Below are 14,202 nucleotides of genomic sequence, written 5' to 3' on the forward strand. Positions count from 1 at the left end.
GAGTTACTTAACGCCCGAGGGAAAGACTTTGACAATCAACAAGTGATTGATTTTGGGGACGTTGTTTGGGTCAAATAAGGATTACTCGTGCTGGCAGAACCCGCGCAAATTCGGGAACACTCCGTGTTCAAGAAGCACGCGCGGTAGATCTACACAAGAAAAGACCTTTGAAGATCAAAACAAAGCCCGTCAAGGCATTCACTTTGCCTTGACGGGCGTATTGCTTCTCCCACGCTCAAGTGTGTCCCAGCCATTCGGCTGGGGCTGGCTCACGCCGAGTGTGGGGTGCAGGGGGCTAGTCCCCTGCGTTCCCCCGCAGGGGGACGGAAGGGGGAGGTCTTTCGCACTTCCTTTACTTGAATAATGGTAGTAATTTGACCGAATTAATTTATATCGAGATACGCATGAAACGCATTATGAATTTTAAATCTTTGAACCTTTGTTTGACTTTGATGAACCGTCTTCTCTGCGAGTCGAAATACAATTTTCTTGCTTCGATGTTCACTAATGAACTCAAATACATTTGGATTCGTCTCAAGACCAAGAAAAGTTAACTCACAAAGAATATCAATTACCTCAGCGGTATTGGTTATTCCTTTACCTTTAAGAATATTCTCAACTTCATCCATGGAAATTATTTCGGTCGCACCCGCAAACTCATATAAAATAGACTCTAAATCGTCCAATCTATTTCCTATTTCCGGCAACAAGGATTCGAGTGCATATTGGGAGTATTTCAATTCAGCACTAAGAAAATCCTCTTCTTCTACCTTCGTATGTCCACGATTTACTGCTTCATGAATAGCTCCTCTGAAAAGGAAAATAATATCCCTTGGTCGAGGCAGTATAAGAGATGAAACGTATGCCTTTAACGGCTTCCCAACTATATGTGAACAAAAATAATTTTCCCAAAGTTCTTGTGGACTAGTAATGCCTTCCACTGAAAATTCAATTCTGTTTTCAATTATTCTAAACAATTGCTCGGCATCTTGCCATACCAATTTGCTATGCTGGATTTTATCTCTTTCATTTGCAAAAGCTAGTATTTGATTAAAAATATCACTTCTCAAAAATGCAATTAATGATAAATTCACCTTCTTATAACGATAGTCAGCTTTAGTAAATTCATCTGTAATTTTCTTTAAAACATTTAATAGTCCGAATAATAATAAACATAATTCATTTAAATCGTTTCGTGGGTTCCATGACGCGTCCAGATTGTCTATCAATATACATACTTTATTCTTATTCTCTAAAATCTGCCCCAATTTCCCTCTGAGCTGATTAATCATGTTATCATGCAATATTTCACTGACTCTGATTCTGTGGGACTCTATAGACTTATACTCTGTCAAATTGTATAAATGAGTCACTGCATTCTCAAGACGCAAAGTAAAATCAGCGTTAATCATTTTTTCATTCTTTTTAACAAATGACACAAAATCGTTCTCGTCTGCTGTCGACATAATATGACTAGGCCTGCTTTTTATACTTGCATACACAGACTTGGCTAATTCAGTATATATCAGATACTTCCATATACTTTCTACTAAGTATCCTTTTTCGGAATTTGGCAGACCCTGTTTCAACATGTTTAAAACGCCTTCTATTTCATGGCCGACTGGTTGAATTACACACACGTAATTACGTTTATCTTGGGATAACTCATCCGCAATCTTATAAAAATTAGCTGTTTTCCCTGTTCCTTTTCTTCCAACAAACAGTGTTTGTTGAGAATTTAATGCTTCGCTATATTCTCTTGTCTCAAAAAAGTAATCGGTTAAGCTATCGGATTCATGTTCGGCAATTGGCTCACCGATAAATAGACTTTGTAAATCTGTTAGTGCTTTTTTATTCTTAAGATGAGTATCGTATTTTGTTTGTTTTTGTCGAAAGGATTCGTTTAGCGGTTCTATCCAGTTGATTAAGTGTTCTAAACATTGCTTAGAGGTAGAATGAATCTTTAATGTATCCCTGTAATCGATGGGAGAATTAAATGGTTCATGCGCTAACATTATAAGTGGCTTATTCATTGCACGGGATAATCCACTAATTAATGAATACTTTGCATTGATAATAGAACTCTCAGTATGTTTATCGCTTGCAAAGTGCACTATTACACCAAAAGCATCAGTTAAATATCTGATATACCAAGAAAGCGGTTGCGTAGAAATTTCCTTTGGATCATCAATCACTAAACCAATAGGGGATTCCTTTAGCCTAACTGACAAAGCTAAAGATGCATCAGAATCAATAGGACTTTTTAAAAAAAGTAGCTTCCCGCCTTCAATGCTGCCAGAGTTGGTCTGCGATAAAATTGTTTTTGAAAGGTTTTCATACGGTTGATCTTTATAAAATTGATCATGTAACGTTTGATAGTTAGAATAGGGAGAATACCCAATGGTAGTTAATATCCGAAGCTTTTCATAATCTCTCTTAGCAATATCTATATTAGGGTCAAGGGTAATCCATACTTTTTTATTCTTTGCTATAGCAAAACCAAGTTCAAATAATACGTTGTTATTAAGATACGTTAAGTCACAAATAAATAAATCCGCTGAATCAATTGCTTCTAAAATATTATCGATGATAAACGTACCATTAATCTGTAAGTCCTTCCAACTTGTTATCTTAACAATTCCTGATGAGTTTACTTTTTCAATAAAAGTTTTTACGGTTTCGTTTAAGTCAGATGGATGTGATGGATATGCATAAAAACCAGTTACTACAGTCATTGTCACCCACCCTTTAGTGATATTTTACCAATTATCCCTTATTTCACGACAGAAGTCTAGGCATCAATACATCTGCAGCTTGGTGTGCATCTTTTGGTAATTTTATATATTAAAATCATCTCTTACATCGTTGAGGTGAGAAAAATGTAATAACAGCAGCAATCTGAGATGCTCATTTCTTTGAGCATCTTATTTTTATTGTGTGCCTTAACATTTGAATAAGCCCTGTTTTAGTGCAAACTATATGTCTACGTTCTCCGCGCTATCTGGAACAGCAAGTTTAAGAGCCATCCCACAAAGGGATGGCCCTTTCTTTGATCTTTATAGGTTCGATTATCGTTCCTCGTTAGCTTAGATTATTAATCAGGAAAGGACAGCTAACGCGACTTTCCATTTGCGTCGCATCCGTGCCAGGACACTTTCATTGCCTTCGAGTTGGTCCGATAGCTCCGATAATGCTCGCTTGACCTGTGGTGCAAAACTGCGAAAATCACGATCTGGATTTAGCTCGGCTCCTTCACGGATAATGGCATCCGATAACCTCAGCGCAAGAGATGTCGGAACAATGCGCATCCTCAGCCGAACCGCGACCCTCCTCAGTTGCTTAGCACAACGGCCGCCCCCATGACCGCCATAGGTCACAATCATGACAGGCTTGTCTCTCCACTCATGGTAAAGATGATCAATAGCGTTCTTGAGGACCGCCGGATAACCCCAGTTATATTGAGGCGTGACGAAAACCACACCGCTCGCGCTCTTGATATTCTCGCTCCACGCGTTCGTGTGCGGCTGACTGTAGCTCACCAATGCGGGAATCCCCGGTTCATCGACTCGACCCATGCCGTTCTGCCTGCTCGTATGCTCCCCATGACCAAGAGGACTGTCTTCTGCTGATCCATTGTTGCATCTTCTCCTGAAGATGAAATATTAGTACGTAATACAAACAATATGGTTTGTGTCACGTACTATGTCAATGGATTTTAGGACAAATAAAAACGAAAACGATGTTTCAAGCCGCAGACTGACAAACCTATTTAAAAATGCTAGCATGTTAACTAATAATGTCCGACAGATTACTATGCGTGCATGGAGGAATTGGGACGATGATTGAGAATCGCCTTGAAGTCATAATGGAAGTGCAGCAGCAGATGCTGTTATCTAACTTTGATTTGAAGCTGTTTATGAAGACGATTTGCGATCGGATGTGCCTATTAACCGATGCCGACGGTTCTACTATAGAGATGCTGGCTGGCGATGAAATGGTTTATGCCGCCGTCAGCGGCACCTTGCAACCTCATGTCGGAATTCGAATCAATAAGAACGACAGTTTGTCGGGCTTGTGCGTGACGGTGAAAGATATCTTGTATTCGCCGGATACGCAACAAGACGATCGCGTCAACAAGGAAGCGACTATGAAAGTCGGCGCGCGGAGCATGGTCTGCGTTCCCCTGTTCGAATCTAGCAACGCCGTCGGCGTGTTGAAAGTCATTTCCGGCCGTATCAATGCTTTCTCCAGCCGCGATATCGAGACGTTGCAGTTGTTATCGCTCGCTCTGGGCTCGGAGCTAGGCAAGCAAATCAACTACGACGACAAAACTCGGATTCTGAACGATTACGAGCAATTACTAATTCAATTAAGAGCGGAAATTGAAAGACGCGAAAAATTAGAGAGCGAGCTTATTCAGCTGACGGAGCGCGACATTTTGACGGGAGTGCTGAACCGCAGAGGCTTTAGCTCTCAAATCCAAGGCTGGATTAATCGAGCCAGTCGAGAAGAAGGCATATTCGGGGTGTTCTACCTTGATTTGAATAAATTCAAGCAATGCAACGATACTTACGGACATGAAGTCGGCGATATCGTGCTTGTAGAATTCGCGAATCGCATCAAGAAAGCGATTCGCGAATCCGATCTTCTCGCGCGCGTAGGCGGCGATGAGTTCGTGGTGGCGGCATGGTTGCAGAACGACTACGACGGCTTGATGCAGGTTGCCAAGCGTTTGACCGAGCAACTCGAGTCACCGATGCGGATTAAGGAGCTTAGTCTTCCGATGACCACCAGTGTCGGCTGTACGCTATGGGCAGAGGGCAAGACGGAGCTTGATCTCATTCGCGCGGCGGACCAAGCTATGTATCTCGCCAAGTCCAACGGCACCAACCGGATTGCGGTTAATGAGGAGCTCGTCGGGTAAGTTCGCCGCGTGGTTCGAAATGGCAGCCTTTTTCTACAAGGTGCCGCCGGTCGAGTTCCATCGAAGTTCTCTGTAGAGTTGGGATTGAATTAATTATTTACATTTAATCTTATTTCAGGAGGACGACGGCATGGTTTATAGAACAAACATGATAGGCGGTGGTGAAGTTGGTGCCATCTCGGTCGGCATGGATAAACGTAGTATTCATGAAACAAACAGCTTCTATTGGGATACAAAAGGAAATGACTTTTTAGGAGCAATTGTGCTTCCTGATTATGAAGCATTAATTTCAGAAGAAAAATTCCATCTTTTTGGTGATGTCTCAGGAAAAAAGATGTTAGAGATAGGCTGTGGAAACGGTCAATCCTTGCAGTATCATGGGGGGCGCAAACCATCTGAATTATGGGGTATGGATATATCAGAAAAACAAATCGAAAGGGCAACACAACATTTGACGTCTTGCGGTCTTTCAGCAAAATTGATTTGTTCTCCTATGGAAGAAGAATGTGGAATTCCAGACAATTATTTTGATTTTGTTTATTCGATTTATGCCATAGGCTGGACCACCGATCTTGAGGGTACTTTTCGCCGGATCGCTTCTTATCTAAAAAAAGACGGCGCATTTTACCTTATCGGATCGTAAATTATCAACCTATGTGAATGCTTTGGCAAAAGCGGGATTTACCATCGAGCAAATGATTGAGCAACCTGATGATGACAGTATGCAATCGTTGGAAGGTAACAGCAGCGACTTTGCAAAAAAAGCAAAGATGCTTCCTAGAACTTTCGTAATCAAGGCAAGAAAACTTTAAATTGGATATATAGATGTTGAATAACGCGTTCCGCGTGATATTCAGATTGAAAAAATGACCGGATCAGCAATAGCTTTCGCTTTACCACTATTTGTGATACGGTTCACCGTAACGGGGCCATCGGCGAAAAATGCGAAAGGAGCTGGTGATGGCCAGCTCCCTATGAGGGATAGCTCCCTTCGTTTAAGATTATTATGAAAAGGTAGGAGCAGGGAATTCATCAATTCTCATACGAAGTAAACTATATGGTTTTTCCCGCAGGTCTCTTCCATAATGAAATCTCGCTTGCCGATGTAATTGATTCACAATGACATATAAGTATTGATCGGGGCCAATCGAAAAAGTATCCGGCCATAAAATTCTCGGGTCATGTGCGATGGTTTCCATTGCGCCATTCGGCAATATCTTCCGGATACTGTTGTTTTCATAGTCTCCCGCATAAACGGTTCCTTTTGCGCCGGTGATCATTCCATCAGACGCACCTTTTTCCCCCCAATACTGCACATATTGTGATAAATTCATGTCCTGTATCCTTCTGTCTCTTAGGGCTTCTGTTGAGATCGAGAACAGCTGACGGCTTGTTAGCGGAGCATAAAATAAAACCTTTCCATCAGGAGAAATCGCTAAACTATCGGAAGCCAATCTAAATGGGGAAGTCGAGCCGTCCGGGTTTCGATTCATCAAAATTATACCTTCTACTTTCGGTAAAATATAGGGATCAGGTGAAGTTGACATTGCCCCATTTAACCGCCTAAACGCGTTCCCATTTTCTAAATCTACGACGATAATAGCCCCTGGCCCCCTGGTAGAAGAATCTGTTATATATGCATAGCCTGCTCTTCCAACCCGGAAATCCAAACGGACATCATTCAGATAAGTTGTAGGCAAGACAACATCTTCTGTAAAGGTATATACTCTCCTTATTGTATTCGTGCTTAAATCAACAGCAACTAATTTTGCTCCCCCTTGAATAGGTTCAGAAAAATTTGGTGCCCCTGTATCTAGTATCCAAAGTGTTCCTCTTCCATCTGCAACGATACTTTGGACACTGACGAAAGACATCGTAATATTCGCAGTATTAACCAAATTGGTTTCTAAACTGGGATAAGGCTGCAATTCACCCTCAACAATTTCCGCTACAGTAAATTGAACGTCGTCTCCCCATTTCGGAAAGCAAACAAAAATACGACCGGTTTCGGAAACGCTGACACCTGTAGGCATAGCCCCATAAAAAGCATGCACCAGTTCAAACTGCCCAAAATATTTTTCCATAGGTAACATAGGCTGCATGATATCCTCCTCATCAAATCCGAACGGTTATCACCTATATATGATGAAAATTTTTTGTAGTGCCTAGTTCTTGATAAATTTCCTACAACTCAATTGCTAAATGATGACTTAGATTCCATTCCGTTATATTTGTCTCACTTGAAAAAGCGAAGAATCATATCTCTATAGCATCTTCCTCCAATACTCCTACGGGTTTCCCCCCCCCTTCTTGACAACCTATCGAGCGCGATGATGCGGGCAGGCGCTTATTTTCAGAACGTCAAGTGGGGCTTCTTCAAGCCGTCGTCTGCTTCAAAAACACCCATATGCCCATAAAAGCCATCAAGAAGTATATGAATTGGATTGTAGAAGGGTTGCCCCCCTTGAGTGTCGACTTGACATTAAATACCCTATTGATTACTGGTGGAGGCACTGGAATAGGACTTGCTTTGGCAGAACGATTCATTAAAAAAGGCAATACAGTGATTATATGCGGCAGGCGTGAACATGTCCTTCAAGATGCGAAAGAGAAGATTCCCGGTCTTATCACTCAAATAACGACCAATCTTGAAGCCCCCTTCCACTTGACCATGCTGTTCGCTCCTTATTTTGCGGCCAAGGAATCGGCGGCAATCATTAATGTCACATCCAGTCTGGCTTTTACACCGTTTGCAAATGCCCCTATGTATTCGGCGACCAAGGCGGCGCTTCATTCGTTCACCGTAAGCTTAAGACACCAGCTTTCCGAAACGTCTGTCGAAGTTATTGAAGTTGCTCCTCCGGCGGTAGTCACGGATTTGGGGGGGAGTAGGACTACATCCGCAAGGAGAACCGTTGGGTGCCTTTGCGGATGCCATTTTCAACGAATTGGCTGGGGACGGCAAAGAAATCGGTTATGGTAGTTCTGTAGCTTGCTTGCGCATGTCTCGAGACGACATCGACGTGTATACCGAAAAGATGTATCTGTCAACGAAAAACTTGATCTAAGACGAAAATTGTAGCTGTAACGGCAAGTTTTAGAGCCATCCTCATCGCCATTATTAATAATTTGATCGATATGGCCTTGTTGTTCTAAAATTAAATCATGAATTCAAACATGTAAGTGCGGGGCGTTTCTGTTGCGCTTCATTAATTGTGTAGTCGGAATGTGGAATGTGCCCTTGCTTTCCCCTCTGCCATGCCATTATCCCTATAAAGAAGATCGGCCCGTACCATGAACGGGTAAGGAGGATACACATGATCCATCTTGATCAGCATACCTATCAGGCTGCGTATGCAGGGGAAAGCATTCAACTCTTGCCCAAGGAATTTGCCCTGTTTCGTTTTCTCTACGAGAATGCGGGGCGTTCGTTCTCACGTGACGAGTTATTGGAGGCCGTCTGGCCGCTAGAGGCGCCCAGCGATCGGACTGTAGACGATCATATTTACCGTGTACGCAAAAAACTGGCCAAATGGTCGCATCTGCTCCACGTGGAGACAATTCGGGGACAAGGCTACAAACTATCTCGCCATGCTAAGAAACAGCAAGAAAGTCTGCTCCTGCAGGATGAACAATTTGCTGTTGATATTAACCGAATACTCTCCAAATATCATGGACTAGGGATGGGCGCGGCAATGCAATTGCTGTCGACACACCGAGACATCCTTAGCTTGCCGGGCGATGCTTATTACGATACCTATCTTCACTTTATCCGTGGCGATTTCGAATGGATACTAACGACTGACAGCATCAATTATTGGCAGAAGCTTTCCTATGCGGTATTTATCCATGCGACCATCCAGTTTCAACATCAATCATCTTTGCACTACTTTGAAAGATTAATCGCCCAAGGCAACATGCTTTCGCGAGAATGGCAGTACGACCTGCGATTAAATGTGATTCCCCTTTTACTGGAGTTCGGTATGCTCGTTAAGGCGCGTAAAGAGTTGGACGCCATTAGGCAGAACATCGCTGATCTAAATTCCCCGAGCTTCACTGCAAACTTTCTGATAAAAGAGGTTCATCTACAACTGCAGGAAGGCCAAATGGATGCCGCAGCTTCCACGCTGCAGGAGTGTGAAATGCTGCTTGCCCAGCATCCGATTCAGCGAGAAAGAGGGACATTCCTCGTCGTAAAGGCACTCTTCCTGTATCGGCAAGGCAGCATCGCCTCTGCGAGACAAACACTTGATGAAGGAATGGAAACAACTCGGCATACCCAGTTTATCCCTCATTTGCTCGCCAACTTGAACACGACCCTTCTGTATCTTAGAATGCACGTGCGCGACGAGACCTATCGCATCAAATATGAGCGTCAATGGGACCAGCTAGCGATACAGTACCGCTTCGACGAGCTATTGGTTAAAGCGGAGCAGTTGCTTGGAAACCTCCTCTGATGTTCCTCTGACATTCCCCTGTTACGATAATTGTAATGATTCGTAACAGGAGGCCTTCACATGTTAAGGAAAAATCGCGCGTTCACTAAAATGTTCATTGCCTACGGTCTGTCTGCACTCGGTGATTATTTCGATTTCATGGCTGTCGCTATTCTCATGGGATTAATCTGGAAAGAAGACGCAATGACCATCTCTCTAATGCCGCTCTCCTTCGCTGTGCCAAGTATTCTATTCAGCCAACTGGCCGGGATTCTGGCTGACAGGTGGAACAAGCGGAATCTGATGATTGCCACCGATCTGATTCGTGCCTGCATTACCGTCATGCTCATCTTCGCGCCAAATGCAATGGTGCTGATCGGTTTGATCGCGCTTCGATCCACGGCTCGCGTCTTCCACTATCCGGCTCAACAGGCGATGACACGGGGCGTAGTCGAACCTGATCAACTCTTGCAGGCGACCTCGCTCAATGGAGCCGTCTTTCAACTCTCTAAAGTGCTCGGTCCTCTGTTTGGTGTAACCGTGGCCACTGTCTTCTCCCCATCCAGCTGCATGGCGGTGAATGCGGCCAGTTTCGTTCTATCCGCCTGTCTGCTTCTGCTCATCCCCTCTAAACAAGGACATATTGCCTCAGCAGAAGCGGCATCTACGGAAACACTCCGCCTCCGCACGGCGTGGCGGGATGGCTGGCGGATTCTCTTGCAAAATCGCACCTTGCGGGTAAGCGTCATTTTCTGCTTGATCGGACTATCCGGCATCCAAATGATCGACGCCCAGATTTCAGTTCTGCTGCGCGATGTAGCCCCGTACCGACCCGAACTGATTGGCTGGCTCGTGACCGCGATCGGAGCAGGCGGCCTTGCGAGCGTCGCCTGGCTGCGCCGGTTCAAACAGCTCTCGGCATATGGCTGGCTGCTAGGAGGTGGAGTGACGCTAATCGGTATTTTGTTTGCCGTCGCGGGCATGTTTCAGCAGGATACCCCGCTCTACCTCATCCTGTTCACAGCCTTCATCGGCGGAATCGGCACCGGATTTACCTCGGCAGGCATGAACTATATTCTGCAGAAAGAGACGCCTTCAGAGGCAATCGGCAGGGTTAGCGGTATTTTCGATTCCTTGAACAGCGTCATCTTCGTGATCGCACCGCTCATCGGCGGAGCCTTGATCGAACGATGGGGTGCCTCTTTTACTTTCTTATCTGTAGGGATTATTGTTGGAGGCGTCGGTATGATTGGCGTCGTTTTGCAACGCTTGTTATGGAGAACGGCATTGTCTGCCGAGAATATGCGTTCAGTTGTGGCTTGATTATGCTCAAAATTATTACGTTATGACTGTGTACTGATAATGATGGATAATCGCTTTTGAGGTAATCAGTCCGCCTTATCCGTTGCCTAAAGCGCGGAGAGAAGGTAGTCTGACCATAGTAAAGCAGATAGCCACAAAGCAAGGTCAAAAGATTCTAGGCACCGAACTGGAATTCGACGAGACGCTGCGACAAGGTGGGGGGCTTTTCTTTGTTTAGACACAACCCCGCAAGGAATTCCGAAAAAAAGCTTGCCGTTATTTATGATACGGTTCCCCGTATCACTCAAAAGGCGAAATCGCTCGAAAGGGCACCCAATGGGTCAATGTCATTAAGTTAAGGCAAATGCCCAAAAATCACGGAAAAGAGAAGGTTATCGAAAGATAACGTACTAAAAGAAAAACTGACATCCCTCATTCGAGAAATGTCAGACGCACCTGCACCTTATGTCAAAAAACCAGAAATCGATTTTGCCAATATACCATCCGCTTGTTTGCTGTGCGATTTTTTCCGTGCTTAACAAAAAACGAAACGGCACAGGACTGTGTCCCATGCCGTTTATACGCAGTCTTGTCTTGGAGCTTAACTTAATGACATTGCCCGGTCGGGATGTCCTTTCTACGTATGCCGGCGATTATTGCGGGTTGGTCGTGAGAATGCCTGCGGTTTTCAATACGACGCGCGACGGCAGCGCGAGGGCCGCGACCGCCAGCTGCGCCACGTCCTCCGGCTGCATCATCCGCTCCTCCGGGCCGAGACCGGCAAGCCAGTCCTGACGGCGAGGTCCGTGTTCACGGTGCTCGGCGTCAAGGCGACGACCCGGATGTTGGACTTGCGGACCTCATGGAAGAGGGATTCCGTCAGGCCCATCACGGCGAATTTGGACGCGGAGTAGGCCGAACCCGTCGCGAAGCCGCGTTCTCCGGCCGTGGACGCGACATTGACAATGTCGCCGGACTTGCGCTCCAGCATCGTTGGCAGCACGGCGCGTGTAACGTAGTACGTCCCCATCAAGTTGACCTGAACGATGCGCTGCCACTCCTCGGGATCCATGTCCGCCACGGTGCCGAACGTCGCCGTTCCCGCGTTGTTGATCAGGATATCGACGGTGCCGAGCTCACCAATCAAGCGGGCGACAGCCGCTTCGGCCTCGCCGCGGTTGCTGACGTCGGCCGTCGCGATGGCGGCGTCGACCCCGTATGTCTCCTTCAGCTCTTTCTGCGCGCGTTCCAGATCGGACGCGGACCGCGCCATCAGGCCCGGACGCACGCCTTCCTGCGCGAGGGCGCGGGCGACCGCGAGGCCGATCCCCTTTCCCGCGCCTGTAATAATAGCCGTTTTACCTTTTAGCATGCCTAGATTTCCCTCCTGCCTGTTATTCAAGATTCGCGTGATTGCCGTACATCTTGCCGGAGTTCTGGTGCTGCGATTCCATGATCCGAAGGATGACGGCGTCTAGCACAACCAGAAGCGTCTGCTCGAACAACGATCCCATCGGCTGCACCGTCAAATCCCGGCCGGACGCCTGATCCTTCGGCACGCCCGGCAGCTGAACGACGATGTCGGCCAGCGCTCCGATCGTCGACTGCGGCTGGATGGTGAGTGCGGCGACGTCCGCATCCAGCGCCTTCGCCTTTTCGGCCATGCCGATCAAGGTCCGCGTCTCGCCCGAACCGGAGCCGATCAGCAACAGGTCACCCTTAGTAATACCTGGTGTTACCGTCTCGCCCACGACATGGGCTTGCAGCCCTAGATGCACCAGGCGCATCGCGAAAGCCTTCATCATGAGGCCGGAGCGTCCCGCCCCCGCCACAAAAATGCGTCCGGCCCCGAGAATCGCTTCCGTCAGCCGTTCGCCGGTGTCTTCTGTGAGCAGCGATGCTGCATGCTCCAGCTCTTGCACGATATGCGCCGCATGGCGCTTGATGGACTGCGCCATCGCTTAACGCGCCGAAATTAGCCGCTTCATTTCGGCCGCCGCGGCACTTTTGTCCGCCTGGCCCGTAATACCGCCGCCGACGATGACCAGATCCGGGGACGCCTCGATGACTTCCGGCAGCGTGGCGAGCTTGATCCCGCCTGCAATCGCCGTCTTGGCGTTCTTCACGACTTTTTTGATCACGCGAAGCTGTTCGAAGGAATTCTCTCCCTCCGCCTGTAAATCATACCCGGTATGCACGCAGATGTAATCAACGCCGAGCGCATCGACTTCGCGCGCGCGCTCCTCCAGGTTTTTCACGTTGATCATGTCTACCAGTATTTTCTTGCCGTGCTTGCGGGCTTCTTCAACCGCGCCGCGGATGGTGGAATCGTCGGTCGCGCCCAGCACCGTGATGATGTCGGCCCCGGCTTCGGAAGCCTTCATGACCTCGTAAGCGCCGGCGTCCATGATTTTCAGATCGGCCAGCACGTCCAGATTCGGGAACGCCTCCTTGATTTCCTTCACGGCGCGAAGTCCTTCGTTAATGACGACCGGGGTGCCGATCTCGACGATATCGATATATGCTTGTACTTCCTTCACGACTTCCTTGGCTTCCGGAATGTTCACCAAGTCGAGTGCAAGCTGAAGTTTCATGATGAATGTGTGCCCCCTTTGAGTATGAATGTACTGAGTATGCGCAAGGCTGAACTTAATTATAAGGAGAAGGTATCAAAACTGGAAGTAGGCACAATATTGTTATATAGTGTGTAAAAGTATACTACGGTGTAGGAGGCGGACTGCAGCATGAGCAGAAATGCGGACAAGGTATTCAATTGCGAGAAAGAACTGACGCTCTCCATTATCGGGGGCAAGTGGAAAATGATCATCATGTGGCACCTGGGAAAAGAGGGCACCAAACGGTTCAGCGAGCTTAAATCGTTGATTCCGGATATCACGCAGCGCATGCTGACGACGCAGCTGCGGGAGCTGGAAGACGACGGCATCGTGAACCGCAAAGTGTATCCCGTCGTGCCGCCTAAAGTGGAATACAGTCTGACGCCCCGCGGCGAGAGCCTGATTCCAATTCTGGATCTGATGTACGAGTGGGGAAAAGACTATATCGCGGATATGGGAGAGCAGGTGACGATTCGCGGCGCCGAGAGGGGAACGGCGGAAGGCGAGCTCGGTTATAATAGCAGCAAATTAGAGAGTTAGTATGCTCGGAAAAGACAAGCTGTATGATCTTATGTTGATGGTTAATGCAAAGTTCCAAGATGATATCGTAAAGAAAATTGAAGTCATTCTAGAGGGAATTGAGCAGTTAGAACAGGCTAGAAGTGGTTTTTTGGCTTGTTATATTTTTGATGTTAAGCCATTCAGCAGATACCGGAATTTGTAAGCAATGACCAAGGAAAAGAAAACTATGAGGCTCAAGGGGGGACACCATAGAACAAGGCCGGCTTTATAAAGAAATGGGTGCTGACTATGCCTTGCCGGCAGGCTATGGCGAGCATAACCAGAAGAGGATTGTAAATTTGAATCGCTTTTTGAAATTGCGATGCAAAAGGAACTTTATCAACTGTTGTTTGAATGGCTGAAT

General features: G+C 46.6%; 9 protein-coding genes and 4 pseudogenes. 7 read left to right on the plus strand and 6 right to left on the minus strand.

The window, feature by feature from the left end; translation table 11 throughout:
• Positions 1-383 precede the first annotated feature (383 nt).
• The gene (locus ACFPQ4_RS01445) at positions 384-2,735 is read right to left on the minus strand and encodes a P-loop ATPase, Sll1717 family (RefSeq protein ID WP_378109937.1); all 2,352 of its coding nucleotides are present in this window, start codon (positions 2,733-2,735) and stop codon (positions 384-386) included.
• Between the two features lie 363 nt (positions 2,736-3,098).
• The gene (locus ACFPQ4_RS01450) at positions 3,099-3,575 is read right to left on the minus strand and encodes an NADPH-dependent FMN reductase (RefSeq protein ID WP_378109938.1); all 477 of its coding nucleotides are present in this window, start codon (positions 3,573-3,575) and stop codon (positions 3,099-3,101) included.
• 263 nt (positions 3,576-3,838) lie between these two features.
• Here ACFPQ4_RS01450 and ACFPQ4_RS01455 point away from each other — a divergent pair, with 263 nt between their 5' ends.
• Positions 3,839-4,924 (plus strand): sensor domain-containing diguanylate cyclase, encoded by a 1,086-nt coding sequence (locus tag ACFPQ4_RS01455; protein ID WP_378109939.1) that lies wholly within the window; start codon positions 3,839-3,841, stop codon positions 4,922-4,924.
• Between the two features lie 148 nt (positions 4,925-5,072).
• Positions 5,073-5,736 (plus strand): annotated as a pseudogene (locus tag ACFPQ4_RS01460) (class I SAM-dependent methyltransferase).
• 192 nt (positions 5,737-5,928) lie between these two features.
• Here the strand turns inward: ACFPQ4_RS01460 and ACFPQ4_RS01465 are convergent.
• A complete protein-coding gene (locus ACFPQ4_RS01465; protein ID WP_378109940.1) occupies positions 5,929-7,026 on the minus strand; it encodes an L-dopachrome tautomerase-related protein in 1,098 nt (365 codons plus the stop codon).
• Positions 7,027-7,244: 218 nt separating this feature from the next.
• Between ACFPQ4_RS01465 and ACFPQ4_RS01470 the strand changes: the two are divergent.
• From ACFPQ4_RS01470 to ACFPQ4_RS01485, 4 genes and pseudogenes are all read left to right on the plus strand, one after another.
• Positions 7,245-7,352, plus strand: a pseudogene (locus ACFPQ4_RS01470) (MerR family transcriptional regulator); the annotation flags it as partial.
• A 6-nt stretch (positions 7,353-7,358) separates the two neighbouring features.
• Positions 7,359-7,992, plus strand: a pseudogene (locus ACFPQ4_RS01475) (SDR family NAD(P)-dependent oxidoreductase).
• Between the two features lie 249 nt (positions 7,993-8,241).
• Entirely contained in the window at positions 8,242-9,381 is a 1,140-nt protein-coding gene (locus tag ACFPQ4_RS01480; RefSeq protein ID WP_378109941.1) for a winged helix-turn-helix domain-containing protein, read from the plus strand.
• A 60-nt stretch (positions 9,382-9,441) separates the two neighbouring features.
• On the plus strand, positions 9,442-10,683 hold the full coding sequence (locus tag ACFPQ4_RS01485) for an MFS transporter (RefSeq protein WP_378109942.1): 1,242 nt from the start codon (positions 9,442-9,444) through the stop codon (positions 10,681-10,683).
• Positions 10,684-11,315: 632 nt separating this feature from the next.
• Here the strand turns inward: ACFPQ4_RS01485 and ACFPQ4_RS01490 are convergent.
• The 3 genes and pseudogenes from ACFPQ4_RS01490 to hxlA form a co-directional block, all read right to left on the minus strand.
• A pseudogene (locus tag ACFPQ4_RS01490) lies at positions 11,316-12,034 on the minus strand (3-ketoacyl-ACP reductase).
• A 22-nt stretch (positions 12,035-12,056) separates the two neighbouring features.
• Positions 12,057-12,620, minus strand: coding sequence for a 6-phospho-3-hexuloisomerase (gene hxlB, locus ACFPQ4_RS01495; RefSeq protein ID WP_378109943.1), 564 nt, complete (start codon positions 12,618-12,620; stop codon positions 12,057-12,059).
• A 3-nt stretch (positions 12,621-12,623) separates the two neighbouring features.
• Positions 12,624-13,256: a 3-hexulose-6-phosphate synthase gene (gene hxlA, locus ACFPQ4_RS01500; protein WP_378109944.1), complete on the minus strand. Its 633-nt coding sequence runs from the start codon at positions 13,254-13,256 to the stop codon at positions 12,624-12,626.
• 150 nt (positions 13,257-13,406) lie between these two features.
• Here hxlA and ACFPQ4_RS01505 point away from each other — a divergent pair, with 150 nt between their 5' ends.
• Complete coding sequence (locus ACFPQ4_RS01505) at positions 13,407-13,817, plus strand: winged helix-turn-helix transcriptional regulator (protein WP_378109945.1); 411 nt, start codon at positions 13,407-13,409, stop codon at positions 13,815-13,817.
• The last annotated feature ends 385 nt before the right edge of the window (positions 13,818-14,202 follow it).

The organism is Cohnella yongneupensis (assembly GCF_042655785.1).
Lineage (GTDB): Bacteria > Bacillota > Bacilli > Paenibacillales > Paenibacillaceae > Cohnella > Cohnella yongneupensis.

Excerpts from the sequence above, each read along its gene's own strand:
- hxlB (WP_378109943.1), bottom strand. The coding sequence starts at position 12,620 with ATGGCGCAGTCCATCAAGCGCCATGCGGCGCATATCGTGCAAGAGCTG.
- hxlA (WP_378109944.1), bottom strand. The coding sequence starts at position 13,256 with ATGAAACTTCAGCTTGCACTCGACTTGGTGAACATTCCGGAAGCCAAG.
- ACFPQ4_RS01480 (WP_378109941.1), top strand. The coding sequence starts at position 8,242 with ATGATCCATCTTGATCAGCATACCTATCAGGCTGCGTATGCAGGGGAA.
- ACFPQ4_RS01465 (WP_378109940.1), bottom strand. The coding sequence starts at position 7,026 with ATGCAGCCTATGTTACCTATGGAAAAATATTTTGGGCAGTTTGAACTG.
- ACFPQ4_RS01505 (WP_378109945.1), top strand. The coding sequence starts at position 13,407 with ATGAGCAGAAATGCGGACAAGGTATTCAATTGCGAGAAAGAACTGACG.
- ACFPQ4_RS01455 (WP_378109939.1), top strand. The coding sequence starts at position 3,839 with ATGATTGAGAATCGCCTTGAAGTCATAATGGAAGTGCAGCAGCAGATG.
- ACFPQ4_RS01445 (WP_378109937.1), bottom strand. The coding sequence starts at position 2,735 with ATGACTGTAGTAACTGGTTTTTATGCATATCCATCACATCCATCTGAC.
- ACFPQ4_RS01450 (WP_378109938.1), bottom strand. The coding sequence starts at position 3,575 with ATGGGTCGAGTCGATGAACCGGGGATTCCCGCATTGGTGAGCTACAGT.
- ACFPQ4_RS01485 (WP_378109942.1), top strand. The coding sequence starts at position 9,442 with ATGTTAAGGAAAAATCGCGCGTTCACTAAAATGTTCATTGCCTACGGT.